This is a genomic window from Flavobacterium anhuiense, from assembly GCF_050990855.1.
In the GTDB taxonomy this organism is placed as follows: domain Bacteria; phylum Bacteroidota; class Bacteroidia; order Flavobacteriales; family Flavobacteriaceae; genus Flavobacterium; species Flavobacterium anhuiense_C.
Genome location: NZ_CP158861.1, coordinates 5,230,659 through 5,255,492, shown reverse-complemented (window position 1 = coordinate 5,255,492; position 24,834 = coordinate 5,230,659). Strand labels below are relative to the sequence as shown.

Genomic DNA, 24,834 nt, shown 5'->3' with positions numbered 1-24,834 from the left:
AAACTTTGTCAAAGCTTTTTTAGTTTATTAAAAAATTAAAAATCCGTTTTTATCAGCGTTTTCGCGATAGCGAACCCGTTTCATCCGCGTTCAATCAAGTCAACCAATTAGTTGATTTCATCCAATAAATCCTGATAAGTTATTTTTTTAACTTCTGAGTTTGAATCATTATTGATGACTTTAACACGAATGGCTCTCAAACCAGAAACACCTTGAAGATCTTCTACTTCAAATTGTTCAATTGAAGGTTCCAGAATTTTTTTGTGTTGCAGGTATTTAATGTATTTTAAATATTCTGCTTCTTCACTATTTTGAGAATATACGATCGTGATTTTCTCTTTCTCTGTAATTCTTTCGTTTGTTCCTTTTATATGCGATTTGTCAATTCGTTTTTTAACAACTTCATATCTCGCGTTGTAAGTTCCGTCAACATCAAAGCGTTTTTCATCCATTCTAAAACGGATTGAAAGAGCAGAGCTGAAAACTAAAATCAATGACGTAACATCCAATTGGTACGGTAACGAAGCTTTAAGTTCGTGATGTTCCAATTCCATTTCGCACAACGTTTGCAATTGCCATAAACGAAGATTATGCAAATACATGATATCGAATGGTTTGGTTGGCGAAATTGAAGCTCCAATATATAAATTGTGTTCTACACCATCTGTTTTAAAGCGTTCGTAATAATGAGGATAAATCTGCTGTGCTTCAACTTGTTTTCGATCTAAAACTGTAGCCAATCTTTTATTGATAATCGACATTGCATTGTCGAACTTTTTTCTTTCCTGATAAAACATTCCCGTTTTTTCATCCAGATTTTCAAAGTACAGTTCTGCTAACTGTTCGCTTTTCGCACTGCTTTTGGTATTCTTTAAAATCGGGTGGATTTCATCTTCAATATAACGCTGAACATGTTGTTCGGTGTCGGCTTTTAAAGGAAAATCCAATTCACTTTTAAGCGATTCCAATTCGAATTTTCGCTGTTCCAAAAGAACAAGGTTCGAATTAGATTCTTGATTGTCGAAAATCTCCAAAAGCGCTGTAAGTTGATTTTTCAAATCAATTTTAACTGTTTCGTTTCGATGTTCAGATGAACCTTTAATGTCAATTTGACCGTAAAGTGGATAAACATTTTTAAAGACAATTTCTTTAAAAATATAGTCCGTTGTTTGGTTCATATGCTGAAAATAGTTCTGTGATTCTCTTTTGAATTTCCAATAAACGCTTGGGTGAATCGTTGTATATTCTCGTTGAATAATCGCTTCGATCTGATGCTGCATATCTGTATTGTAGCGATCAATCGTATCTGTCAAATATGGAAGAACCAAATCTAGTTTAGTCGCATTTACAGTATTTAAATCTCGTGGATTTTCAGAAACCAATTCGACAACGCCCAGTAAGTGGTCGTTTTTTATAACTGGTGCAAAAATACAGCTCTGAATGCCTTGTGACTGTAAATGTTCGCCAAGTCTTTTGTTTGTTGATTGTTCGATAAATTTGCTGACATTAGAAATAACAAATGGCTCATTCTTATCTAACAGATTTTCAAATGAACATCCAAAAAATGCATTTTTGCAATCTACTTCCTGATCAGCAGAAAGTAAAAAGCTCTTCATTTGATTTTGGTATTTGGCGGGTCTTATAAACTTTTCTTCCTCAGGGTTATAAATAATAAATCCGACTTTTAAGTTTGGAAGATTAAAGATTGATTGGAAAATATTAGAAATTTCCTGATCGGTATTAACCGTTTTGGGGCCTGGTTTCAGCAAATTGCTTTTTAAAATCGAAATAGCACTTTCTGTTGTAGCATCAAATAAAGAAACAATTCCGAAACCTCTTAAAATCCAGCTTCCCGCGGGAAATTTAGATTTCCATAAATCAATATCGTTATAATTATCAATTAATTGATCAATATCTTCTTGAGTTAGTGGAATAGAGTTTTCAGTTGGAATAATTTCCATGAAATCGGCATTGTATAAAATTCTATAATGCTTTTCTACACCATTTTCATCTGGAATATCATAGAAAAAAGGCTGATTGAAATATATGTTTTGATTGTAATAAGAGCTTAAAATCAAACAGCAGTTGTTGATATAGAATTGATGATCGCTAAAGTCACGAATTTCCATGTAAAATTCGTCTCCTGCATTTTTCAATATTTTCTTGAAACGCTCTGTATAATTGAAAGAGATATTTTGAAATGGAATCGTAACCGCTTTTATTTCGTTATGCGTCAAGGCAGTCGGAAACAAATCAGCCAGTATATTTTTGATTAAAGCTTCATTTTCTTTGATAACAGCATAATCTAGAATTCCAGTTCGAAGTTCTGGAATCAATTCAATCTGTTCTAAAATCGCTTTTGCATAGTTGGATCTATAATCAACGTCAGACAAGGCAATTTCTTCAAAAGATTCGATTAGCTTGTGAAATGAAATTATGGTGGTAAAAGGACTTTCTTTAAAAAATTGAATATCCATCTGTAGTAATTTTTTAATGCAAAATTAAGCATAAATTAAGAATGCACGACATTTTATAATCTCTTTCCTTTATAGTTAAATAGTTGTTTCCCTTATAATTAAAGGCTTTCGAAAAGTCCTTCTTTATTTTAACTAAAAATTAACATTATAAATAACGGAACGACCGTTCCGTTATTATATCTTTGTGCCATAATAATTGAATAATCAATAACTTAAAATCAAATAAAAATGAAAAATTTAGAAAACAAAGTTGCTATAGTAACAGGTGGAAACAGTGGAATCGGATATGCAGCAGCAGCTGATTTAGTAGCAAAAGGTGCGAAAGTAATTGTAACAGGAAGAAACAAAGAAGCTTTAGCGAAAGTGGAAACAGAATTGAACGTGACAGGAATTGTAGCTGATCAATCTGATTTAAAATCAATTGACACTTTGGTTGAAGAAGTAAAAGCTAAATTCGGAAAAATTGATATTTTATTTTTGAATGCCGGAGTTGCTTCTTTTGCTCCAATTGAATCTGCCTCAGAAGATCATTATGACAGTATCATGAATGTGAACGTAAAAGGAGTTTATTTTACAGTGCAAAAAGTATTGCCAATTTTAAATGACGGTGGTTCTATTATATTTAATACTTCAATAAATGCTCACGTTGGAATGCCAAATTCTAGTGTTTACGCCGCAAGTAAAGCAGCAGTATTATCTTTAAACAAAGTATTTGCTACCGAATTAGCACCAAGAAAAATTAGAGTAAATGCTGTTTCTCCTGGACCAGTTGAAACTCCGCTTTACGGAAAATTAGGTTTGCAAAAGGAAGAAGTAGAAGGATTTGGAACTATTTTGGGTGAGAAAATTTTATTGAAACGTTTTGCTCAATCTTCAGAAATTGCAAAAACTGTTTCGTTCTTAGCGTCAGATGATGCATCATTCATTACCGGAACTGAAATTGTGGTCGATGGTGGACTTACTGTAAATGCTGTTGTATAATTTTTTTGACTAATTCAGGAACGATTGTTCCGTATTTTTGTATCTTTGTGTTGAAATTTAATTTGAATGTCATGGCTAGAACGAAAGAATTTAATGAAGATCAGGCTTTAGATAAAGCAATTGAGATTTTTTGGCACAAAGGTTACAACGGAACTTCGGCTCAGGATTTGGTCAATCATTTAGGATTAAGCCGTTCGAGTTTGTATGATACTTTTGGCGACAAGCAAAAACTGTTTGTGAAGTCACTAAAAAGATATCAGCAGCAAAATCATGAAATTCTGATAGAACTTCTAGAAAATGCTCCAAATATAAAAACGGCTTTTACTGATATTTTTAAGCAAGCAGTTATAGAAAGTCTTCAAGACCGAATTACAAAAGGCTGTTTTATGGTAAACTCATCAGTTGAATTGGCGATGCACGATCCAGAAATTGCAAAGATTGTTCACGATAATCAAAAAATGGTTGAAGATATTTTTTGTCAAGCTATAAAAAAAGGACAGGATTTAGGCCAGATTTCTGATAAGCAAGAAGCTCGTTCTTTAGCTCGTTTTATCTTTAATAATTACTCAGGAATCCGAGTTTTAGCAAGGTCAGGAGAGCGAGATAAACAGGTTTATGATGATATTTTAAAATCGATTTTTGCTTTATTTTAAAGCAAATTGAAACAAATAAAAAAAGGCAATTACATATGTAACTGCCTTTTTTTGTTTTTAAGTAAGTAATAGAAAATGAAAACCCTTAGTTCTTCTCTTCTTTGTTGAAGTAAACCAAGTAGTAATACATTTGTTTTTCTTCATCCCAGCCTTTTTCAACAAATTTTTCTGCACTTTCTGGATTAATGAAATCCATTTTAATTTGAATGTGAGTATCCAAATTAATTACGTTTTTAATCGATTTTCTAGCGTCAGAAACTGCTGCGTTGGCAATTGGGAATGAGGTAACATCTTCGATGCTGTATTTTTCTCCTTTATCAACTTTATAGTTTTTAAATTCAGGAATCAAATCAGGATTGTCTAGTACTTCATTCAAGAAATTTTGCTCTTCAAACTGATCGTTTTTAGCGAAATAATTCACAGATCGGTTCATAAACATTACTTCCTCTTTCTTGTCTTCTGCTGGCAAAACAACGTCTTTTGCGAAGTTTTGACAGAATTTTAAATATTTTTTAGTGATGAAATTTTCATCTTCAAAAGCGTCAACAGATAAAAAGTGCTCTAACCAATATCTTGCATCGTAACGGTTGCTGTCAACAGTCAAGATTTTGTATCCTTCTTCTTTTTTGTAGTTAAAGATCAAACATCCTTTATCCAATTTACTCAAGTTGATACCTTGCTGTAAAATCATTTCAAGGTTGCTTCCGTTTTCTTCAAACTGTAAGAAGTCGGCTTGTAATTCGCTTTTAAAAATTCCGATTGCATCAACAACGTTGTTGTCAATACTTAGGTTGGTCAAATACGTTACATAAACCTCACCGTTCTTAATGTGCGGGTGATTGGATTGCTCGTATAAATGTTTTGTGATTTTTTTAGAAACCTCATGAACATTCGCTGGATTAGCAAAAATCTCAGTTGCATATTTGAACATGTCGTTGTAATCCAAGTCCACTTCGTGTGCAAACTGATAATAGTTTTCTTCTTTTTCTCTAAAAGGCTTAAAAAAGAATTCTTTAATCAAAGGAACAATCTCATCATTTAAGTTAAATGGCTGCTCTGATAAAAAAATAGCCTCATTACGGCTTTTGTTTCCTACGCGGTGTATCGCCAGCGTGTCGATGTGAGTGTTGAATAAATTGATCATATTTTGAGTTGCTGAGATTCTAAGTTTCTAAGATTCTAAGTTTTTTATATAGTTTCTTTTAATTTTTTAATTAATGAAGCTAACATTCTTTCAATCTCTCGACTGTCCTCGTATAAGTTGTTAAATTCTTCTTCGTTTATGTAAATTATATTTTTTGCAATTTCAAGTTGAGTCTGCATTTCAAACAAAGAGCCAAGAGAAATATATAAAAATCGTAAAAAATCTTTAGTACTTTCTCTCCCAGATCCTTCTGCGATGTTACTTGATATTGATATAGAACTTCGACGTATCTGTGAAGTCAATCCGAAAGTTTCTTCTTTCGGAAAAGTTTTTGTTGTTTTATAGATTTTGGTAACTAAGGAAATTGATTTCTGCCAAACTAAGATTTTTCTAAAATGACTCATTTCTTATTTTTAAAAATTATTTAAAAATAAGAAAAATCTTTCAATTTGTAAAAACTTAGAATCTTAGAATCTCCGCACTTAGCAACTTAGCGTTAGTTCCAATTCTCCTCAAATCCGTAATCCTCAAAGCTGTCATCGCCTTCGAACATGTCTAGATCGTCTTCGTCTAGGTCGTCTTCAAATTCTCCGTAGATATCGTCGTGCATGTCATCGGCTTCGAAGTTTTTTTCGATCGCATCTGCTGGCATTTCACCGTGAGAGAATAAAGTTTCTGGGTAAGTAACTCCAACTTGTTCATCTTCTACAGCAGCCAATTCAACTAAGAAAGTCCACATGCTGATGAAGTCATAAACGTAGATAATCTTTGTATTTTCTTTATCTAAAATACTAGATAACGGATAATCGTTCATGGTTCTTATTTCGCCAGGAACATCTCCTGTATCGAAAAGCGGAATTTCATCTTCTTGATTCCAAGTATCATCACAAGTATAAAATGAAGCCACTTCTGATCCGTCAAAGCCAAAAGAGTTGAAGATTGCATTGTGTAAATCTTCAAGGGTATCTTCCTCAAGAATAGCAATGTCTCTGAAAATATCTTCTTCGGCGTCTAGAATAACTCTAAATTTATAAACCATAATCTTTGTTTTTATTGAGAGGTCAAAGGTAAAATATAAAAAACGAAATACGAATTATGAATTACGATTTGTTGAAAAGATTTTAATCTCTTGTTTTTCTGTATCTTAATTGTTTTGTGATCCTGTAAGGTTTTCAAAACCTCGTAGGTTTTATTAATGCTGGAGTTTATACCTACAAGGTTTTTAAAACCTTGTAGGAAGAGAACGAAAATTACTTTCTCGCCAATCTTTTTCGAATCTTATGATAATGTTTGTGATAAGTGCTGTGACTTGGATAACTTCTGCTTGAAGTCATATTATTAAAAATCAAAGCCGTTAAAAGTAAAATCAGAACTCCTGTGAAAACCGGAGAAAGAACATACATATAACCTAAAGCTTTTACTTTTTCTGTTCCGATAACTGCAATTAAAGCTGTTGCTCCTCCAGGCGGGTGAAGCGTTTTAGTAATCTGCATTAAAATGATGGCAAATGAAACCGCCAGAGGTGCGGCGACCCACATAATGTCTGGAACCAATTTATTGACTGTAACCCCGACAAGAGCTGAAATGACGTGACCGCCAACTAAATTACGTGGCTGAGAAAACGGACTCTGAATAATTCCGTAAACTAAAACACTAGATGCTCCGAAAGAACCAATCAAATAAACCGCATCAGGACCAGAAAAATGTATGGATTGTACATAAGCCAGAATTCCAATTCCGACGAAAGAACCTAAAAATGACCAAAAGTGTTCTTTATAATCAATTAAGGTTTCTTTGTAAAGGATGTAACGTGTCTTGCGATAGCTTCTTTTAATTTTTTCGGTTGGCATTATTGTGGTATTATATTTTATTCGTTATGCTTTTAAATATACTTTGCTGTATGTCTTCTATGTTCAGATTGTACTAATCTGAAATTATTTAACTAAACTTGGAGAATAACTATAAACGGTATACGGATAAATTGTTTTTGCAGTGTATTTTGAAATCAAACAAACTACCAAAATTGGGAAAAACAAAGTGTAATCGTTTGTTAATCCGCAAACTAAAAATATTGCTGTAAAAGGGGCGTGAATACTAGCACTTAAAACCGCTGCCATTCCGATAATCATAAAGTTGATCGGAATTACATTTACGTGGAAAAAGCTATTTAAGATCGAAGCCAATAATAATCCTAAAAACGCTCCGATGAATAAACTTGGTGCAAAAACACCTCCGTCACCGCCAGAAGCCAATGTTATGGAAGTAACAATTGGTTTTAGAATTAAGATTCCGATAAATGTCAAGGCTAAAGTTATAGTCAACTGCATTTGTGCAGCTCCTCCAAAAATTCCTTTTATGGCATGATAACCTTCTCCGTACAATTGCGGGAACATGAATAATGAAGCACTTAAAACGATAGATCCTAAAATGATTTTATAATAATGTGTGTCAATTTTACCGAATTGTGATTTGAAGAATAAAACGCAACGAGTAAGGTAAACCGAATTCATTCCTGCTAAAATTCCTAAAAGAATGAAGTATGGAATTGCTTTTAAATTCCAAGTTGCAATTGAAACTGCAAATAATGGTTCTTCCTTTAAAATGGTCAACAAACCAAATGCGATAGAAACTGCAATTAAATTTGAAATGATAAAGGCACGAGTTACTTTTCTGGAGATTACTTCGAAAGCAAATAAAATTCCTGCTATCGGACTGCTGAATAATGCTGTAACACCTGCCGCAACACCAGCACAGATTAGTTCGGTTTTATATTGACGGAAAACATTTTCCTTTTCATGAGCAACTGAACCGATTGTTGCTGTAGCGACAACTGTAGAAACTTCGATTCCTGTTGAACCTCCAAAAATAACAGTCAATAATCCGTTTATGAAGTGAGATGGAATTTTATAAGAAGGAAGATTTTTAGATTTTGATGCTGTACTTTCAAAAACTTCTTTAATTCCTTTGTTTTCTTTTTTCTTGAAAAGATATTGTCTTAGGAAATAAATAACTGATAATCCGAAAACTGGAAAAACAATATAGAATATTGGGTGAACTGATACTTCGTGAAAGAAGATTTCTTCGTAATATTCAGTTATTTTCTTTAGTGAAATTCCGAGGAAAGCTGAAAGAAAGCCAATTAAAATAGAAACAATTACTAATTTTCGGAATTTGATTAATTGATGATTTTTTTTGATTTGCGCCGTTTTGTTCATCACTATAAATTTGAAGATCCGCATTTTTTTTTCTGCGGGTTACAAAATTAAGCATCAAAATCGGTTTTTTCTAGGAAATCTTCATTTTACTGTGTTAAAACTGATATAAACAGGAAAAATCTTTCAGTTTGCTGGTTGGCCGCAAAGGCGCTAAGGCACAAAGTTTTCTTTTTCTAGCATACCTCAAATGACAAACTGTGTATTACTAAATTTTAAAAAAAACTTTGCGTCTTAGTGCCTTCGCGGCAATACTATCTCTCGTAAAACTCAATCGGCAATAAATCTGGATCAGCAATAAAAGTGAAACGTTTTTCAGTTGTTTCATCAATTCGGATCGGTTCCGCTTCTATATTTTTTGAAGTTAAAAAAGCGATTGTTTCTTCTAAATTAATCACTTCAAAAGCTAAATGGCGTAAACCTACAGCTTCAGGACGTGAAGGCCTTTGTGGCGGATTAGGAAAGGAGAATAGTTCGACAACATAAGTGCCATTTAGAGCCAAGTCTAATTTATACGATTGCCGTTCTTCACGATAGATTTCACGAATAATAGTCAAACCTAAAATTTGAGTATAGAAATATTTCGATTTTTCGTAATCGGAACATAAAATGGCAATATGATGGACTTTATTAAGGGTAAGCATTATTTTTGTGATTCAGGTTCTTGATTTAATTTTCGAATAACTTTCGCAGGATTTCCAACTGCTAATGAATTGTCTGGAATATCTTTTGTAACAACAGATCCAGCTCCAATAACGCAACCTTTTCCGATGGTTACCCCAGGGCAAATAACCGAATTTCCGCCAATCCAACAATCGTCTCCAATGGTAACTGGATAAGCATTTTCTAGTGATTTTCTTAATTCAGCGTCAAGCGGATGAGAAGCGGTATAAATTTGAACATTCGGTGCAATAAAAACATTCGATCCGATATTTACAGGCGCGCAGTCTAAAACCACACAATTCACATTGAAATAAACGTTTTCTCCACAGAAAATATTATAACCATAATCGCAATGAAAAGGCGGTTCAATATATAAACCATCTCCAGCATTTGGAATTAATGTTGCTAAAATTTCTTTTGCTTTTTTGGTAACTCTATATTCTTTTACATTCAAGCTATGTAAAAGGTTTTTTGCGGCACGGCGGCCTTTAACTAATTCTGTATCAAAAGCGTTGTAATATTCGCTAGAGATCATTTTTTCTTTTTCTGTTTTCATATTTACATTTTCGTCTTGGCGATTTTGTCGTGTATTTTTACAGTTTCCTGCAAAGCGGCAGTACAATACCAAGGCGTTAATTCGGCTTCGAGTAAATTGGCTTTTATTGCCGGGTCGGTGGCAACAAGAGCTTTGGCTTCTTCTAAGGTTTCTACATTAAAAATATAAATACCGCGATAGTTTCGGTCATTTTTCATGAAAGGTCCAGCCACAACAAGTTTTCCTTCTTTGGCTAATTTTCCAATGTTTTCCATATGACCTTCAAAAAGTTTTTTGGTTTCTTCTTTCGATGCTGTTTTATTAGTTCCAGATTTTAAGAGACAAAAAACATATTTCTTCATTCCGTATTCGTCAGCATGAAGCGATTTTGCTAAAGCTTCATCGTATTTCGCTTCGGTTTCTTGGGAAAAACTGATGGTACTAAAAAGTAAAAATGCTAGAATAAAAATTGAAGTTTTCATAGGAATGGAATATTAAAGTAGTTTCTTCAAAATAACAATCTGCCCTAAATGATACACATCGTGCTGAATAATTCCGTGCAGGTGTTCGTAGTACGTGTGACCATTATTCACATATATTTTTGCTAAATCAGCATCATCAAAATTTTCAAAAAAAGCGGTCCAAGAATCTTGAGATTTTGCTAGAGTTTGAAGCGATTGTTCCCAAGCGACCTCAGAAGGATCTAAAACGGGAACAAAATAGTTGTGATCTGGAGTTTTAATAACTTCTCCTTGCATACGCTCTAAAATGTTTCTTCTCCATTGAATCAAATGATTTACAATTTCCCAAATCGTATTCAAATTCGGATTTATTTTTCGGTATGCTTGTTCTGCGGTTATATTCTTTAAAGTATTGTCTAGATTCACTTCTAGCCATGGATTTCCATTATAAATGGATTGATATAAATTTGAAATTCTGGTGCTTTCTGACATAAATGGTAATTTTTTGGAATTCCTAGCTAAGATACAAATTAGTCATTTACAACTCATCCTCGAAATTCTACAATTGGGTTATTATATATTTTTTAACGTTTAATGTTAAAATACATTTGCCTCATCAAAACCAAAGATGACATGAAAACCAAATTATTTTTTACGCTTAGCTTTTTATTTTTTACAGCATTGATTTTTGCTCAAAATACGATTTCGGGAAAAGTAGTAGATCAAAAAGGAAAACCAGTTGCAGGCGCAAACATATATATTGACGGAACTTACGACGGAGCTACAAGTTCTGAAACGGGAGATTTTTCTTTTGAAACAGCAGAAACAGGAAACAAATTTTTAGTAATTAGTTTTTTGCTTTTCGAAACTTTCAAGCAAGAAATTGATGTAGCCAATTATAAAGATCAGACCGTAAAATTAAGAGATAACGTTAATGCTCTGGATGCGGTTGTTATTACAGCGGGGACTTTAGAATCTGGAGACAAAGCAAGAGTTTCGGTTTTAAAACCTTTAGATATTGTTACGACTGCAGGTTCTGCAGGAAATATCGTAGCAGCTTTACAGACTTTGCCAGGAACGCAGACAGTTGGAGAAGATGGACGTTTGTTTGTACGTGGAGGTGAGGCTAGCGAAACTCAAACTTTTGTGGATGGAATTCGCGTAGCACAGCCTTACGGTGCAACAACTAATAATTTACCAACAAGAAGCCGTTTTTCTCCTTTCTTATTTAGCGGAATCGCATTTTCTACTGGAGGTTATTCTGCAGAATATGGTGAAGCTTTATCGAGTGTTTTGCTTTTAAATACACAAGACGAAGAAGATCACGAGAAAACAGATATCGGATTAATGACGGTTGGTTTGAGTTTAGGAAATACTCAGAAATTCAAAAAAAGCTCTTTAAGCGTAAATATGATGTATGTGAATTTGGCTCCATATCAAGCTGTTGTTCCGCAAAATGTAGATTGGAATAATCCTTATCAATCGCTTGGTGGCGAAACGGTTTATAGATATAATTTTACAAACGGAATTTTCAAATTGTACGCGTCATTCGATTCAGAAAAATTTGATTTAAATCAGAAAAATGTCAATTTCGAAAATCCGATTCGAACTGATATGAACAATAATAACTTCTATTTGAATTCTTCATACAAAGGAAGTTTTGGAACAGGTTGGACATTAACTTCGGGGGTTAGTTATGGTTATAGCAATAACAAATTAAAATATGATATTACTGGAGTTAACAGTATAGAAAATGCAACTCAATTGAAATTAAAATTAAGCAAGAAGTTTTCAAACTATTTCAGATTGTCTTTTGGATCTGATTATTTCATTACAAAATATAATGAAGATGTAGTTGACAATGTTTCGCTTGATATTACAAACGGTTACGATTCTAACATTTTTGCTGCGTATACAGAAGGAGATATTTCAATCTCTAAAAACTTAGCATTGAAAGTTGGTTTGAGATATTCTAATAATAGTTTGCTAAACGAAAACAACATTGCGCCAAGAGCTTCATTAGGTTATAAAGTTTCAAAAAGCAGTCAGTTTTCTTTTGCTTATGGAGATTTTACTCAAACACCTGTGGTAGATTATATTAAATTTTCTAAATACCATCAGTTTGAAAGCGAAAAGGCAAGCCATTATATCTTAAATTATACGTTTACAAGACCTGGGCAAACACTAAGAGCTGAGGCTTATTACAAAGATTACAGGAATTTGGTGCAGTACAATACAAAAGACATTCAGTACAATTCGGTTTTCAATAACAACGGATCAGGTTACGCAAAAGGATTAGATGTTTTTTGGAGAGACAGCAATTTGTACAAAAACTTAGAATATTGGATTTCATACTCTTATATCGATTCTGAAAGACAGTATAAAAACTTTCCAAACATGGCTACTCCAAGTTTTATTGCCAACCATAATTTATCTGTTGTGACTAAATACTTTATTACCGATTGGAAATCGCAAGTTGGATTTACAAATAGTTTCAGCACAGGACGTCCGTACAATGACCCAAACCAAACACAATTTATGAACGGAAAAACAAAATCATACAATAGTTTGAGTTTCAACTGGGCGTATTTATTAACAACACAAAAAATTCTTTATTTCTCTGTTTCGAATGTTTTAGGAACAAAAAATGTTTTCGGATACGATTATGCCAGAAATCCAGATCCAAGCGGAGTATATCAAAGACAAGCCGTAGTGCCAACAGCAGACAGATTCTTCTTCGTTGGTTTCTTCTGGACCATCAGCCAGAATAAGAATGAGAATCAATTGAAAAATCTTTAATTAAAGGGACAAAGGTTCAGAAGCTCAAAGGAGCAAAGGCCCTCTAGAATTCGCAAAGAAACCTTTGTCGCTTTGCACCTCTGAACCTTTGTAACTCAAAAAGAAACAATTCAGTAACCAAAATCAACAACTCAGTATCATTTAATTTTAAAAGACTAAAAACCAATATACTTTTGAAGTGTAAATTAAAAGGAACAGAGGTTCAGAGGTACAAAGGTTCAAAGTTTTTGAAGCGCAATAATTAGAAAAGCCTTTGCCACTTTGCAGCTTTGAACCTTTGATCCTTAAAAAAGAAGTTTTAATCATCAATAAAAAAACTTAGAATCTTAGAACCTTAACAACTCAGAACCTAAAAAAAGAAAACCATGATCAAAATTATTACAATTACAATGTTGTTTATCTGCGGCTTAATGTCTGCTCAGAATTCAAAGCTAACGGTAGCCATTTCAGGGATAAAAAATAATGAGGGAACTATAAGAGTAGGATTGTATAACTCAGATAAAGCATTTCTTAAAACTGCTTATAAAAGTTTTTCTTCTGAAATTAAAAATAACAAAGCATTAATAACTTTTACAGGTCTTCCTGCGGGAGAATATGCCGTTTCAGTTTTTCATGATGAGAACAACAATGAAAAGCTCGATAAAAATGTGATGGGAATTCCATCAGAAGATTATGCGGCATCAAACAATGCAAAAGGATTTATGGGACCTCCTTCGTATGCCGATGCTAAATTTGCTGTCAGTAAAGATTCAAAAATTGAAATTACATTCTAATAAATAACTAATCCATATAACAAACCATTAAATAACTTATAATATGAAAAAGGTCATCACTTTAATCGCATTATTTGCAGTAGCAATTGCATCAGCGCAAACACAATTTGAACAAGGAATGAATAAAGCGTTCGGACTTTGGAAAGAAGGAAAAAATACAGAAGCTTCTGCTTTGTTTGAAAGAATTGCCGCTGCCGAAAAAAACAGTTATCTGCCAAATTATTATATAGCTTTAATTAATGCAACACAAGTTTTTACAGAAAAAGACAAAACAAAAATCGATTTGTTATTGACAAAAGCACAAGATGCTTTAGATGTAGAATTGATTAAAGATCAAGCAAATTCTGAGTTGTATGTAATGCAGGCTTTAATTTACACTGGATATGTTGTAGCCGATCCAATGACAAACGGAATGAAATATTCTGGAAAAGTGATGGAAGCTTACGCGAAGGCTAAAGCATTAGACCCAAACAATCCGAGAGCGGTTTTTGGTGAAGCAGATTACCAACTGGGCGGTGCAAAATGGACAGGAGTTGACACAAAACCTTTATGCGCACAAGTTGATAAATCTATTGAACTTTTTAATACTTTTAAACCAGCAACGCCTTATTCTCCAAAATGGGGATTAGAAAGAGCGTTAGAAATTCAAAAAACTTGTAAATAATCTAGCAGTTACAAATCGTTATGATATTAAAGCCTAATTTGTTAAAAGCATGTTTAGTTGGAGGGGTAGTATTTTTATTTTCTTTTCTAATTCGGTTTGCTTCACTAGGAACAGCAGTCTTTACTAAGAATCTTTACATTTATTTCTTGTACTGCATGCTTTACAGTGTGGTTTTGTATATCGTAAACGTTATTCTTTTTGAATTTTTAGATAGAGTCTTCAGAGAAAATCCATATTCGATGAAGAGAATCTTAACTGGTTTTGTAAGTTCATTTTTCATATCGATGATTATAATTGGAGTATTGCGCTTATTTACAAGTGTAATAATCGATAATAAGACTATAATAGGCTTTCTAGCCAATGAAAGAGCATCTTATTATATAGAATCTGCAGTTATGACTTTTATTGTGCTCTTGTTTTTCCATGGGCTTAATTTTTACAAGCTCTATCAGGAAAGCAAGGTTACACAGCAAAAAATCATTGCAGGAACTGCAAATGCCAAATTTGAAAGTTTAAAAAATCAGATCGATCCGCATTTTCTTTTTAATAGTTTAAATGTTTTAAGTTCTTTGATCGAAGAAAATCCAGATAATGCACAACGATTTACCACTTCATTATCTAAAATTTACCGATACGTTTTAGAACAAAAAGACAAAGAACTGGTTTCGGTTGAAGACGAGTTGTCATTTGCCAAAACTTATATGAATCTGCTGAAGATGCGTTTCGAAAATAGTTTGTTTTACGAATTGCCAACAGAAAACATAAGCCCAGAAGCTAAAGTAGTGCCGCTTTCTTTACAGCTTTTATTAGAAAACACGGTGAAACACAATGTGGTTAGCGAGCAAAAACCACTTCATATTAGAATATTTATTGATAAAGATTATTTGGCAATTCAAAATGATCTACAGAAAAAAGAAGTTTTGCAGGACAGACAAGGTGTGGGACTGCAGAATATTGTAAACAGATACGGAATTATAACCGATAGGAAAGTGAAAGTTCAGGAAGACGAGAAGAATTTCACAGTTAGAATTCCAATTTTAACCAAGCAAATTGCAGTTATGGAGATGAGTGCAGAATATACAGATGAAGCAAAAGCTTATTACAGAGCTAAAAAACGAGTTCAGGAACTAAAAGGATTTTATGGAAATTTAATTTCATATTGTTGTATAATTCCGTTTTTAATTTTTATAAATCTAAAATTTTCACCAGAATTTCAATGGTTTTGGTTTTCAGCTTTAGGGTGGGGATTCGGACTTGCAATGCATGCTTTTAAAGTTTTTGGTTACAGCTCAGATTGGGAAGAAAGAAAAATTCGCGAAATTTTAGAGAAAGATAACAAACAAAAGACGTGGAAATAATGGAAAATAACTTCACAGAGGCAGATCGTTATTATGATGCTCAGAAAAAAGTAAAAGACATAAGAGAATTTTACGAGCATCTGACAGTGTACGTTTTATGTAATCCGATTGTGATTGTGGTCAATTATATGACTTCTCCAGAATACCTATGGTGGATTTGGTCTGTAATGGGCTGGGGAATAGCAATTGTTCTACACGGATTGAAAGTTTTTAGTTTTCCGCCTTTTTTTAATAAGAAGTGGGAGCAGAAAAAGATTCAGGAAATTCTAGAAAAAGAAAATAGACAACGATTAGAAAATAATCATGGAAACAAATTTGAGTAACAATCAAGAACAAGTAATATTGCAGGAATTAGCAAGTAAAAAAGTACTTCAGCTGAAATCCTTTTACAAACATTTGTTCGTTTATACCATTGCAATGATTGTTTTTGTTTTAAAAGAATATACGAATCTGCCCTTGCAATTTTTTCCAATAAAATATCTCAACTGGGTTGTTGTAATTATTTGGACAGCTGTAATTGTAGGTTCTGCAATCGATTTGTTTGCTTCGTATAAAATTTTTGGGCACGAATGGGAAGAACGAAAACTAAGAAGTATTTTAGAAAAAAAGTATAAAAAACAAAAATGGGAATAATCATGGAAAGGAATTTAAGCGACGAGGAAAAATACATGCAAGCCAAAAAAAAGGTAGAAAAAATTAAAGGATTTTATGGAAATCTTTTGGCTTTCGTATTGGTAAATGCCATTTTAATTTTCATCAATTTGTATACATCACCAAATTATTTATGGTTTTTCTGGCCTTTATTATGGTGGGGCGTTGGTCTTATTTTTCACGGATTGAAAGTCTTTGAAGTTTTTCCAGGAATGGGAAAAGAATGGGAAGAAAGGAAAATCCAAGAGTTTATGGAAAAAGAAAAACAGAATAAAAATAAGTGGGAATAATTTAAAATAAAATTATGGGACGTTTTAGAAGAAATAGTTACGAAGATTATACAAGCCAGCATTTTGGAGAATATGCTAATGATGAAAATTATAATGCGGCGTATAGAAAAGTAAAAAAATTGAAAGGATTTTACTCGCATGTTAAAGTTTACATTATCGTAAACATTATTATCATTGTATCTAGTATAACTCGGGATAGTTTTCACGGAGGATTAAATTTTAGCGGTTTAGCAGAATGGCATACTTATTCGACCGCATTTTTCTGGGGAATCGGTTTACTAGCGCACGGATTATCTGTTTTTGGAACTAACATTTTTTTCGGTCAAGATTGGGAAAAAAAGAAAATTCAGAAATATATGGAGAGAGAAGCCGCAAATAAAAATAAATGGGAGTAAATTTGAACTAATATTTTTCATTTTTTTACAATATAGTAAATGATCACTTTAATTATAGAAGACGAAAAACCAGCTGCAAGGTTGCTGCAAAGAAAGCTTGAAAAGTTAGATGTAAAAGTAGAAACTATGCTTCATTCTGTTGAAGAAGCTGTTCAATGGTTTGAAAACAATTCGCATCCCGATTTAATTTTTCTGGATATTCAGCTGTCAGATGGGTTATCTTTTGAAATTTTTGAAAAAATAGACATAAAAAGTGCGATCATTTTTACAACAGCGTATGATGAATATGCTTTAAAGGCTTTCAAATTAAACAGTATCGATTATCTTCTAAAACCAATTGACGAAGATGATCTGGAAACTGCGGTTTCGAAATTTAAATCTCGTTTGCCAAAAGTTGCGGCAGAATCTTCAAATATGCAATTAGATTTTGAGCAGATACGTCAAATGCTGTCAAATCCTTTTGAGAAAACTTATAAAAAAAGATTTACCGTTAAAATCGGGCAACATTTAAAAGTAATCACAACAGAAGAAATTGAATGTTTTTTTAGTGAAAACAAAGGAACTTACATTCACACGTACGACAATCGAGATTATTTGATTGATTCGACTTTGGAGATTTTAGAACAAGAACTCGATAAGAAGGATTTCTTTCGCGTAAGCAGAAAATTTATTGTTCCATTAAAAGCGATTAAAGAAATTCAGGTTTATACCAATTCTCGTTTAAAAGTGATTTTACCAACTTACAAAGAAGATGAGGTTATTGTGAGTCGAGAAAAAGTGCAGGATTTTAAAAGTTGGCTGGGATAGAGTTTTTGTGAGATGTAAGAGGGAAGAAGAAAGAAGAAAGAAAATGTTGTTCCTAGGGGATTTTGGAAAATCTGCATTTTGAATTAATAGATTTTTAGAAAAAGAGCCATCGGCTCGATACATATTGTAGGGCCGGATTTTAATCCGGTTTCGGTTTAGATATAAAAGCATACCAATAAATAAAAAAGAGCCAAATTGGCTCTTTTTTATGTTTTAATATTTGATTTTTATTTGCTCAATCTATGCAATGTATACGTCATGGCACTTAAAAGGAAAAATGCCATAATTTGGTGGATTAATCCTAAAGCCAATGGAACGCTGTACAATAAAGTGAAAACTCCAAGTGCAAACTGAATGAAAACAAAAGCTACAAGAGTTTTGATTCCGTTTGATTGTGTGTTGGTAAGTGTATATTTTTTGCTTTTGAAGAAAAGGAAAAGAATCATGGCTACAACTACATAAGCAAAAGTTCTGTGCACAAATTGAACACCGCTTTTTCCTTCAATTAAGTTTTTAACTAAAGAAGATTGCTCAATAAAAACCGATTCGTGAATGAATTCGCCATCACTCATTAAAGGCCAGTGATTGTGAATTAATCCTGCATTTAAACCAGCGACAAATCCGCCGTAAATAATTTGGATTAATAAAGCGACTAAAGCATAACGAGCAATATTTCGAAGCGGTAAAATCTTATTGATATTTCTTTCCGGATAAATTAAATCTAATGCCACCCACAGCGTATAGGCGAAAGTGATAAACGCAAAAGTTAAGTGTAATGAAAGTCTGAAATGGCTCACATCTGGATTGTCAATTAATCCGCTTCTTACCATAAACCATCCTAAGAAACCTTGGAAACCTCCCATTGCCAAAAGAACGATACATTTTTTGATAGTATCTGTATCTAATTTCTTTTTAGCTAAAAAGTAAACAAACGGTACAAAGAAAACCAAACCAATAATACGGCCGATAAAACGGTGAAACCATTCCCAGAAGTAAATAAATTTATAATCTGCTAATTGAAAATCGTTGTGAATATTGATTTTCTGATATTCTGGAAACTTTTTGTATTCATCAAAAGCAGCTTGCCATTTTGCCTCAGTTAAAGGAGGAAAAGTGTCGGTTACCAAATGCCAGTCGGTCATAGATAAACCTGAATTGGTTAAACGTGTGATGCCACCCACGACAACCATTAAAAATAATAAAACACAACCCGATAGTAACCAAATGATTACTGATTTATTTTCTTTTTTCATTTTATTAAATAATACTTATTTCTCAACTTTTTTTAAGCCTAATTTCTCAGCTCTTTTAATCACAAAGTCGTAAGCAGCTTGATATTCATTAGGAATAACACCTTCTAAAATCGCTTCTTTTACCGCTTCTTTCAAAACTCCAATTTCGCGCGAAGGTTTTAAATCAAACATTTCCATAATTTCTTCTCCTGTAATTGGCGGTTGGAAATTACGAACATGATCACGCTCTTCAACTTCAACAATTTTCTTGCGAACAAGCTCGAAGTTTTTGTGATACTTTTTAAATTTTGACGGATTTTTTGTTGTGATATCCGCTTCACATAAAGTCATCAAATTCTCAACGTCTTCGCCAGCATCAAAAACCAAACGACGAACAGCGCTGTCAGTTACAATGTCCTGCGCCAAAACAATCGGGCGAGAACTCATGATCACCATTTTTTGAACGAATTTCATTTTATGGTTTAGAGGCATGTGCAAACGTTCGAATATTTTCTTAGCCATTTTTCCACCAAGAAATTCATGACCGTGAAAAGTCCATCCTTGTTTTTTGGTAAAACGTTTTGTAGGTGCTTTTCCGATATCATGCAATAAAGCCGACCAGCGTAACCAAACATCATCAGTATTTGGGCAAATATTATCGACAACTTCTAGCGTGTGGTAAAAATTGTTTTTATGCGTATGACCTTCAATTTCTTCCACCTGATTCAAAGCTGTTAATTCAGGTAAAATAATATCTAGAAGTCCTGTTTTGTATAAAAGCAAAAATCCAGTTGAAGGTTTATCCGTCATAAGGATTTTGTTTAATTCGTCAACGATTCTTTCGCCAGAAATAATTTTGATTCGTTCTGCATTTTTTGCAATCGCATTCAATGAATTTTCTTCAATTTCGAAATTCAATTGAGTTGCAAAACGAATCGCGCGAAGCATACGCAAAGGATCATCAGAATACGTAATATCCGGATCCAAAGGCGTTTTGATTGTTTTGTTTTCTAAATCTGTTAAACCATCAAAAGGGTCTAAAAGATCTCCGAAATTATTTTGATTTAAAGACAAAGCAAAAGCATTGATCGTAAAATCACGACGATTTTGATCATCTTGTAAAGTTCCGTTTTCTACAATCGGATTTCGGCTATCACGGCTATAAGATTCTTTTCGTGCGCCTACAAATTCAATATCGGTATCTTCAAAACGAAGCATTGCTGTTCCGTAACTTTTAAAAACCTGAACTTTTGGTTTGTTCGGAAGTAAATCAGAAACTTTAAGCGCTAATTCAATTCCGCTTCCAACCGCTACAACATCGATGTCTTTTTTAGAACCTCTGTTTAAAAGCAAATCACGAACAAATCCGCCAATCACATAAGAGTCAACGTTTAATTCTTGAGAAGCTTTCGAAATAATATCGAAGATTTTGTTTTGTAAAGCAGTTTTATAGTTTGTTTGTATAGCCACGAATTCACTAATTTTTGAGTAAAAATGCATTTCAAATTTCAGTCGAAATAAAATGCACGCAAATTTACAACATAGAAAATGCCTATAATAATCTACAGCCGATTTTTTTGAAGAAATTAGTAGTTTTTGATGTTGATTTTTGTGAAAATGCAAAAAGGGGTTGCCACGAATTACACGAATTGCTCGAATTTATTTTTTTATAGCCGCAGATTAAAGGATTAAAAAGGATTTTTTATTTCTTGGATAATGGTGCAACTTGCACTCAAAAAAGGATTGCTGCGAATTTCATGAATTACCACGAATTTTATTTTTAACTAAAAAAGAATCATTTTTAATCCTTTAATCTGTGGCAAGAAAAATTAGTGCAATTCGTGAAATTCGTGGCAGAAAAAAAATATACGCTCATAGAACAAATCAATTGCGATAATCTGTTTTTAGAATTTCAATTTGTATTTTTGAAACATAGAAAAACGTACAAATGAAAATTGTTATATCTCCAGCGAAATCATTGAATTTCGAAAAAGAATTACCAACATCTCAATATACAGAGCCGTCTTTTTTAAAGGAAGCAAGAGTGGTTCACAAAGTAGTTAAGGAAAAAAAGCCAGCTGAATTATCAGAATTAATGTCGATCTCAGACAAACTAGCCGATTTAAACTGGAAAAGAAATCAGGATTGGAAAACGCCTTTTACTCCAGAAAATGCACGCCCAGCAGTTTATACTTTTGATGGCGATGTTTATACAGGATTGGATGCTTATACAATTCCGTTAGAAAAATTAGATGTGCTTCAAGATAAACTTAGAATTTTATCAGGCCTTTACGGACTTTTAAAACCTCTTGATTTAATGCAGGCTTATCGTTTGGAAATGGGAACTAAAATGCCAGTAGGAGAATCTAAAAACTTGCATGAATTTTGGAAACCAACGGTTACAAAAGCTTTAAATAAAGAATTGAAAAAAGAGGAGTTATTCGTGAATTTGGCGAGTAATGAATACTTTTCAGCTGTTGATGTAAAAGCTTTGAAAGTACCTGTAATTACTCCAGATTTTAAAGATTATAAAGACGGAAAACTAAAAATGATTAGTTTTTTTGCAAAAAAGGCGAGAGGTATGATGGTGCGTTATATTATCGATACCAATGCAGAAACTATTGAGGATCTAAAAGGTTTTAATTACGACGGATATCAGTTTGACGCGAATCTTTCTAAAGGAAATCATTTGGTTTTTACAAGATAGTTTTTTTTAAAGATGCTAAGGTTCTAAGTTGCTAAGATTCTAAGTTTTTAAAAAGAGTCGGAGGCTCGATACATATTATAGATAGGGATTTAAAACCCTGCCTATTAAGTTTTTACGAGATAGTTTTTTTTGAAGGTTCTGAGGCTCTAAGTTGTTAAGATTCTAAGTTTTTAAAAAGAGCCGGAGGCTCGATACATATTGTAGGCAGGGATTTCAATCCCTGCAGATGAATGTTATTGCGACCATGGATTCCAATTCTTGGAATTTACGATTATAAATATAAATAGCAATAAAAAACAACGCCGAATTCAATTAAGAATTCGGCGTTTATGCGTATTATAAATTTATTATTATTAATGCATTGCGTCGGCTGCACTAATTTTGTTCTTCCCTTTTTTAATAAAGAGAATAATCGGTATGCAACATAAAAACATAATTCCTAGATAAAGGAATATATCCATGTAAGCCATTACTGTACTTTGCTTCATTATTGAATATTCTATGGCTTGATATGCTTTTTTCAAAGCCACATCGGCACTGTATCCTTTTGCCATGAAGGCGTGTTGCATTCCTGCAATTCGCTGCTGTACTTCAAATTTGGCAGGATCTAGGTTATTAATTAAATCTACTCTGTGCGATTGGCTAAAACGTGTGATGAAAGTAGTAATGATGGCAATACCAAAAGATCCGCCTAACTGACGCATCATTCCTGTAAATGCTGCTCCTTCACCAATTTGTTTTCCTTTCAAAGTAGAAAGAGAAAGTGTTGTAATAGGCACGAAAAGCAATCCTAAACCAATCCCTCTTAAAATTAAAGGCCAATACATGTGTTCAACTCCTGTGTCTGGCGTCATACGGCTGTACATCATAAAGGTAAAGAAGAAGAAAACTAAAAATCCTACTCCAACCATATAACCTTGAGGAACGCCTTTCTGAATCATATTTCCAACAAATGGCATCATGATTGCCGTTGTAATAGATCCTGGGATTAATAATAAACCGGCATCAGTTGCTGTCCATCCTAAAATAGATTGCGTGTAAATCGGGATAATTAATGTTGATCCGTACAAACCAAAACCAAGAATAAAACACATTATGGTTCCGATTCTTAAGTTTCCGTCTTTTAAAACACTTAAATTCACGATTGGATATTTATAAGTAAGCTCTCTCCATATAAATAAAACCAATCCTAAAACTGTTACAACACTTAAGGTTACAATTAAAGAATCGTTAAACCAGTCGTCTTGCTGTCCATGTTCCAATACGAATTGTAAAGAACCAATAAAGGTACTCAACAAAATAATTCCCCACCAGTCAACCTGATTTGCTTTCAATTTTTCTCCATATTTCGGACTTCTAACGAAAGTTAAAGCCAAAATAGTTGCAATAATCCCTAGCGGAATATTGATGTAGAAAATATAAGGCCAAGAATAATTATCAACCAAGTAACCTCCTAAAGGTGGTCCAAGAGTTGGTCCAACAATTACACCCATTCCGTAAATCGCTTGCGCCATTCCACGTTTTGCTACGGGGTAACTTTCTGTAATAATCGTTTGGGCTGTTACTAGAAGTGCTCCACCACCCATACCTTGTACGAATCGGAAGGCTACTAGTTCCCATATATTTGTGGCATTACCACACAAGAAGGAACAGACTGTAAATATTATGATCGAAGCCACAAAATAATTTCGTCTTCCAAATTGCTGCGATAGCCAGCTTGTCATCGGAATTACAATAACATTCGCAATTGCGTATGCTGTAATTACCCATGCAACGTCGGTCAAGGTAGCACCAAGACTCCCGCGCATGTCTGTTAGTGCAACGTTTACAATCGTCGTGTCAACAATTTCCAGCAATGCACAAAGTACTGCCGTAATCGTAATGACAACACGTCTGAAACCGTATTCTACTAAATCGTCATCTTGTACTGCTGTTGCCATTTATTTATTTTACATGTACATCTACATCAACGTTCATTCCTGGGCGTAATAATTTTACTTTTTCAGGATCGTTTGATTGATCTAAACTAATTTTTACTGGTAATCTCTGAATTGTTTTTACGAAGTTTCCTGTTGCGTTATCAGGAGGTAGCAAAGAAAAACGAGATCCTGTTGCAGGAGAAAATGATGTTACAGTTCCTTTGAATTCGTAGTTTGGATAAGCATCAACTTTTAAGCTTACTTTTTGCCCCACAACCATTTTGTTTAATTGTGTTTCTTTAAAGTTAGCTACAACCCAAGCTTCGTTATTGTTAATGATGTAGAATAAAGATTGTCCCGGCTGAACTAATTGTCCTGGCTGAATATCAACTTTAGAAACCTGACCATCAATTGCAGCTGTAACTACAGTATAAGAAAGGTTTAAGTGAGCAACATCAAGCATCGTTTTTGCTTTTTTGATATTTGCAGCAGCAACTTCTGTTTGTTTGTCTGAAACTTTAGATTTTGACTGAATAACAGATTTTTGATAAGAAGTAGCTTTTTGTTGTTGTTCTAAAACACGTACTTGGTTTTCAGCTTCTTCTTTTGCTGATAAAGCTTGCTCATATTGTTGTTTTGTGATAGTATGAGTTTTGTACAAGTTATTGTAACGGTTATAATCGTTTGTAAGCTGTCTCAATCTAATTTTTGCACTTTCTATAGAACCGCTTGCAGATCTCATTTGAGCATCTGAAACAGAAATACTTGCGTAAGCACTTCCAATATCAGCTTTTGCCGCTTCGTATTGGCCTTCAGCTCCTAATAATGCAGCGTTAGCTTCATCAATCTTCAATTGGTAATCTCTCTTGTCGATAGTAAATAAAGTATCTCCTTTTTTTACATAATCATTATCTTTCACATAAACTTTGCTGATATATCCTGATACTCTAGGAATAATCGGATTCATTTTTTTCTCGATTTGAGCATCATCTGTTTCTTCGTGAGCTTGGCCGTGTAAGTATTTTGATATTCCGTAAGTTCCTCCCAATAAAACCATTACGGTTAGTATGATGATGAATTTTTTATTTGTCTTTTTCTTTTCCATGAGAGCTA

The 24,834-nt window shown here is 33.4% G+C and carries 26 protein-coding genes; 12 read left to right on the top strand and 14 right to left on the bottom strand.

Features of this window, described 5'->3' with window-relative positions; all coding sequences use genetic code 11:
- Positions 1 to 107: 107 nt before the first annotated feature.
- Positions 108 to 2,477, bottom strand: coding sequence for a GAF domain-containing protein (locus ABTV69_RS22575; RefSeq protein ID WP_433832910.1), 2,370 nt, complete (start codon positions 2,475 to 2,477; stop codon positions 108 to 110).
- 228 nt (positions 2,478 to 2,705) lie between these two features.
- Between ABTV69_RS22575 and ABTV69_RS22570 the strand changes: the two genes are divergently transcribed.
- Together ABTV69_RS22570 and ABTV69_RS22565 are read left to right on the top strand one after the other, a co-directional pair.
- A complete protein-coding gene (locus tag ABTV69_RS22570) occupies positions 2,706 to 3,458 on the top strand; it encodes an SDR family oxidoreductase (protein WP_433832908.1) in 753 nt (250 codons plus the stop codon).
- Between the two features lie 71 nt (positions 3,459 to 3,529).
- Positions 3,530 to 4,111 (top strand): TetR/AcrR family transcriptional regulator, encoded by a 582-nt coding sequence (locus ABTV69_RS22565; protein ID WP_433832906.1) that lies wholly within the window; start codon positions 3,530 to 3,532, stop codon positions 4,109 to 4,111.
- A gap of 85 nt (positions 4,112 to 4,196) precedes the next feature.
- On the opposite strand, the gene ABTV69_RS22560 is transcribed toward ABTV69_RS22565, so the two are convergent.
- The 9 genes from ABTV69_RS22560 to ABTV69_RS22520 form a co-directional block, all read right to left on the bottom strand.
- Positions 4,197 to 5,255, bottom strand: a complete 1,059-nt coding sequence (locus ABTV69_RS22560) for a nucleoid-associated protein (RefSeq protein WP_433832904.1) — start codon at positions 5,253 to 5,255, stop codon at positions 4,197 to 4,199.
- Positions 5,256 to 5,299: 44 nt separating this feature from the next.
- Positions 5,300 to 5,659, bottom strand: coding sequence for a four helix bundle protein (locus tag ABTV69_RS22555; RefSeq protein ID WP_433832902.1), 360 nt, complete (start codon positions 5,657 to 5,659; stop codon positions 5,300 to 5,302).
- Positions 5,660 to 5,751: 92 nt separating this feature from the next.
- Positions 5,752 to 6,294, bottom strand: a complete 543-nt coding sequence (locus ABTV69_RS22550) for an IS1096 element passenger TnpR family protein (RefSeq protein WP_125719847.1) — start codon at positions 6,292 to 6,294, stop codon at positions 5,752 to 5,754.
- 211 nt (positions 6,295 to 6,505) lie between these two features.
- Positions 6,506 to 7,105: an HPP family protein gene (locus ABTV69_RS22545; protein WP_433832900.1), complete on the bottom strand. Its 600-nt coding sequence runs from the start codon at positions 7,103 to 7,105 to the stop codon at positions 6,506 to 6,508.
- 84 nt (positions 7,106 to 7,189) lie between these two features.
- Positions 7,190 to 8,494 carry a chloride channel protein gene (locus ABTV69_RS22540; RefSeq protein WP_433832898.1) on the bottom strand — a complete coding sequence of 435 codons (1,305 nt, stop codon included), beginning with the start codon at positions 8,492 to 8,494 and terminating at the stop codon, positions 7,190 to 7,192.
- Positions 8,495 to 8,721: 227 nt separating this feature from the next.
- Complete coding sequence (gene gloA2, locus ABTV69_RS22535; protein ID WP_433832896.1) at positions 8,722 to 9,111, bottom strand: SMU1112c/YaeR family gloxylase I-like metalloprotein; 390 nt, start codon at positions 9,109 to 9,111, stop codon at positions 8,722 to 8,724.
- Positions 9,111 to 9,686 carry a sugar O-acetyltransferase gene (locus ABTV69_RS22530; RefSeq protein ID WP_433832894.1) on the bottom strand — a complete coding sequence of 192 codons (576 nt, stop codon included), beginning with the start codon at positions 9,684 to 9,686 and terminating at the stop codon, positions 9,111 to 9,113. Before ABTV69_RS22530 ends, gloA2 begins: the two co-directional genes overlap by 1 nt.
- Positions 9,687 to 9,688: 2 nt before the next feature.
- On the bottom strand, positions 9,689 to 10,147 hold the full coding sequence (locus ABTV69_RS22525; RefSeq protein ID WP_433832892.1) for a YciI family protein: 459 nt from the start codon (positions 10,145 to 10,147) through the stop codon (positions 9,689 to 9,691).
- Positions 10,148 to 10,159: 12 nt separating this feature from the next.
- Complete coding sequence (locus ABTV69_RS22520; protein WP_433832890.1) at positions 10,160 to 10,618, bottom strand: DinB family protein; 459 nt, start codon at positions 10,616 to 10,618, stop codon at positions 10,160 to 10,162.
- A gap of 141 nt (positions 10,619 to 10,759) precedes the next feature.
- On the opposite strand from ABTV69_RS22520, the gene ABTV69_RS22515 reads away from it, so the two are divergent.
- The 9 genes from ABTV69_RS22515 to ABTV69_RS22475 all read left to right on the top strand — a co-directional run bounded on the left by ABTV69_RS22515 (position 10,760) and on the right by ABTV69_RS22475 (position 17,863).
- Positions 10,760 to 12,925 (top strand): TonB-dependent receptor, encoded by a 2,166-nt coding sequence (locus tag ABTV69_RS22515; RefSeq protein ID WP_433832888.1) that lies wholly within the window; start codon positions 10,760 to 10,762, stop codon positions 12,923 to 12,925.
- A 365-nt stretch (positions 12,926 to 13,290) separates the two neighbouring features.
- Entirely contained in the window at positions 13,291 to 13,698 is a 408-nt protein-coding gene (locus tag ABTV69_RS22510) for a DUF2141 domain-containing protein (RefSeq protein WP_433832886.1), read from the top strand.
- A gap of 43 nt (positions 13,699 to 13,741) precedes the next feature.
- Positions 13,742 to 14,362 carry a hypothetical protein gene (locus ABTV69_RS22505; RefSeq protein WP_433832884.1) on the top strand — a complete coding sequence of 207 codons (621 nt, stop codon included), beginning with the start codon at positions 13,742 to 13,744 and terminating at the stop codon, positions 14,360 to 14,362.
- 20 nt (positions 14,363 to 14,382) lie between these two features.
- Positions 14,383 to 15,720, top strand: a complete 1,338-nt coding sequence (locus ABTV69_RS22500) for a 2TM domain-containing protein (protein WP_433832882.1) — start codon at positions 14,383 to 14,385, stop codon at positions 15,718 to 15,720.
- On the top strand, positions 15,720 to 16,043 hold the full coding sequence (locus tag ABTV69_RS22495) for a 2TM domain-containing protein (protein WP_433832880.1): 324 nt from the start codon (positions 15,720 to 15,722) through the stop codon (positions 16,041 to 16,043). The genes ABTV69_RS22500 and ABTV69_RS22495 overlap by 1 nt, the downstream gene beginning before the upstream one ends.
- Positions 16,024 to 16,353 carry a 2TM domain-containing protein gene (locus ABTV69_RS22490; RefSeq protein WP_433832878.1) on the top strand — a complete coding sequence of 110 codons (330 nt, stop codon included), beginning with the start codon at positions 16,024 to 16,026 and terminating at the stop codon, positions 16,351 to 16,353. Before ABTV69_RS22495 ends, ABTV69_RS22490 begins: the two co-directional genes overlap by 20 nt.
- Positions 16,344 to 16,661 (top strand): 2TM domain-containing protein, encoded by a 318-nt coding sequence (locus tag ABTV69_RS22485; RefSeq protein ID WP_433832876.1) that lies wholly within the window; start codon positions 16,344 to 16,346, stop codon positions 16,659 to 16,661. Before ABTV69_RS22490 ends, ABTV69_RS22485 begins: the two co-directional genes overlap by 10 nt.
- A gap of 14 nt (positions 16,662 to 16,675) precedes the next feature.
- Positions 16,676 to 17,056 (top strand): 2TM domain-containing protein, encoded by a 381-nt coding sequence (locus ABTV69_RS22480; RefSeq protein ID WP_433832874.1) that lies wholly within the window; start codon positions 16,676 to 16,678, stop codon positions 17,054 to 17,056.
- 39 nt (positions 17,057 to 17,095) lie between these two features.
- Positions 17,096 to 17,863 carry a LytR/AlgR family response regulator transcription factor gene (locus tag ABTV69_RS22475; RefSeq protein ID WP_433832872.1) on the top strand — a complete coding sequence of 256 codons (768 nt, stop codon included), beginning with the start codon at positions 17,096 to 17,098 and terminating at the stop codon, positions 17,861 to 17,863.
- A 227-nt stretch (positions 17,864 to 18,090) separates the two neighbouring features.
- On the opposite strand, the gene ABTV69_RS22470 is transcribed toward ABTV69_RS22475, so the two are convergent.
- The gene (locus ABTV69_RS22470) at positions 18,091 to 19,116 is read right to left on the bottom strand and encodes a COX15/CtaA family protein (protein WP_433832870.1); all 1,026 of its coding nucleotides are present in this window, start codon (positions 19,114 to 19,116) and stop codon (positions 18,091 to 18,093) included.
- A gap of 15 nt (positions 19,117 to 19,131) precedes the next feature.
- A complete protein-coding gene (locus ABTV69_RS22465) occupies positions 19,132 to 20,595 on the bottom strand; it encodes a CCA tRNA nucleotidyltransferase (RefSeq protein WP_433832868.1) in 1,464 nt (487 codons plus the stop codon).
- A gap of 448 nt (positions 20,596 to 21,043) precedes the next feature.
- Here ABTV69_RS22465 and yaaA point away from each other — a divergent pair, with 448 nt between their 5' ends.
- The gene (gene yaaA, locus ABTV69_RS22460; protein ID WP_433832866.1) at positions 21,044 to 21,802 is read left to right on the top strand and encodes a peroxide stress protein YaaA; all 759 of its coding nucleotides are present in this window, start codon (positions 21,044 to 21,046) and stop codon (positions 21,800 to 21,802) included.
- Between the two features lie 353 nt (positions 21,803 to 22,155).
- Here the strand turns inward: yaaA and ABTV69_RS22455 are convergent, their stop codons facing one another.
- Together ABTV69_RS22455 and ABTV69_RS22450 are read right to left on the bottom strand one after the other, a co-directional pair.
- Positions 22,156 to 23,742 (bottom strand): MDR family MFS transporter, encoded by a 1,587-nt coding sequence (locus ABTV69_RS22455; RefSeq protein ID WP_433832864.1) that lies wholly within the window; start codon positions 23,740 to 23,742, stop codon positions 22,156 to 22,158.
- 4 nt (positions 23,743 to 23,746) lie between these two features.
- Positions 23,747 to 24,826, bottom strand: a complete 1,080-nt coding sequence (locus ABTV69_RS22450; RefSeq protein ID WP_433832862.1) for an HlyD family secretion protein — start codon at positions 24,824 to 24,826, stop codon at positions 23,747 to 23,749.
- Positions 24,827 to 24,834 lie beyond the last annotated feature (8 nt).

Coding starts and splice junctions, on each gene's coding strand:
- yaaA (WP_433832866.1), top strand. CDS start 21,044: ATGAAAATTGTTATATCTCCAGCGAAATCATTGAATTTCGAAAAAGAA.
- ABTV69_RS22525 (WP_433832892.1), bottom strand. CDS start 10,147: ATGAAAACTTCAATTTTTATTCTAGCATTTTTACTTTTTAGTACCATC.
- ABTV69_RS22480 (WP_433832874.1), top strand. CDS start 16,676: ATGGGACGTTTTAGAAGAAATAGTTACGAAGATTATACAAGCCAGCAT.
- ABTV69_RS22490 (WP_433832878.1), top strand. CDS start 16,024: ATGGAAACAAATTTGAGTAACAATCAAGAACAAGTAATATTGCAGGAA.
- ABTV69_RS22560 (WP_433832904.1), bottom strand. CDS start 5,255: ATGATCAATTTATTCAACACTCACATCGACACGCTGGCGATACACCGC.
- ABTV69_RS22575 (WP_433832910.1), bottom strand. CDS start 2,477: ATGGATATTCAATTTTTTAAAGAAAGTCCTTTTACCACCATAATTTCA.
- ABTV69_RS22465 (WP_433832868.1), bottom strand. CDS start 20,595: ATGCATTTTTACTCAAAAATTAGTGAATTCGTGGCTATACAAACAAAC.
- ABTV69_RS22565 (WP_433832906.1), top strand. CDS start 3,530: ATGGCTAGAACGAAAGAATTTAATGAAGATCAGGCTTTAGATAAAGCA.
- ABTV69_RS22515 (WP_433832888.1), top strand. CDS start 10,760: ATGAAAACCAAATTATTTTTTACGCTTAGCTTTTTATTTTTTACAGCA.
- ABTV69_RS22455 (WP_433832864.1), bottom strand. CDS start 23,742: ATGGCAACAGCAGTACAAGATGACGATTTAGTAGAATACGGTTTCAGA.
- ABTV69_RS22540 (WP_433832898.1), bottom strand. CDS start 8,494: ATGCGGATCTTCAAATTTATAGTGATGAACAAAACGGCGCAAATCAAA.
- ABTV69_RS22510 (WP_433832886.1), top strand. CDS start 13,291: ATGATCAAAATTATTACAATTACAATGTTGTTTATCTGCGGCTTAATG.
- ABTV69_RS22500 (WP_433832882.1), top strand. CDS start 14,383: ATGATATTAAAGCCTAATTTGTTAAAAGCATGTTTAGTTGGAGGGGTA.
- ABTV69_RS22555 (WP_433832902.1), bottom strand. CDS start 5,659: ATGAGTCATTTTAGAAAAATCTTAGTTTGGCAGAAATCAATTTCCTTA.
- ABTV69_RS22545 (WP_433832900.1), bottom strand. CDS start 7,105: ATGCCAACCGAAAAAATTAAAAGAAGCTATCGCAAGACACGTTACATC.
- ABTV69_RS22530 (WP_433832894.1), bottom strand. CDS start 9,686: ATGAAAACAGAAAAAGAAAAAATGATCTCTAGCGAATATTACAACGCT.
- ABTV69_RS22570 (WP_433832908.1), top strand. CDS start 2,706: ATGAAAAATTTAGAAAACAAAGTTGCTATAGTAACAGGTGGAAACAGT.
- ABTV69_RS22550 (WP_125719847.1), bottom strand. CDS start 6,294: ATGGTTTATAAATTTAGAGTTATTCTAGACGCCGAAGAAGATATTTTC.
- ABTV69_RS22520 (WP_433832890.1), bottom strand. CDS start 10,618: ATGTCAGAAAGCACCAGAATTTCAAATTTATATCAATCCATTTATAAT.
- gloA2 (WP_433832896.1), bottom strand. CDS start 9,111: ATGCTTACCCTTAATAAAGTCCATCATATTGCCATTTTATGTTCCGAT.
- ABTV69_RS22495 (WP_433832880.1), top strand. CDS start 15,720: ATGGAAAATAACTTCACAGAGGCAGATCGTTATTATGATGCTCAGAAA.
- ABTV69_RS22505 (WP_433832884.1), top strand. CDS start 13,742: ATGAAAAAGGTCATCACTTTAATCGCATTATTTGCAGTAGCAATTGCA.
- ABTV69_RS22485 (WP_433832876.1), top strand. CDS start 16,344: ATGGGAATAATCATGGAAAGGAATTTAAGCGACGAGGAAAAATACATG.
- ABTV69_RS22475 (WP_433832872.1), top strand. CDS start 17,096: ATGATCACTTTAATTATAGAAGACGAAAAACCAGCTGCAAGGTTGCTG.
- ABTV69_RS22450 (WP_433832862.1), bottom strand. CDS start 24,826: ATGGAAAAGAAAAAGACAAATAAAAAATTCATCATCATACTAACCGTA.
- ABTV69_RS22470 (WP_433832870.1), bottom strand. CDS start 19,116: ATGAAAAAAGAAAATAAATCAGTAATCATTTGGTTACTATCGGGTTGT.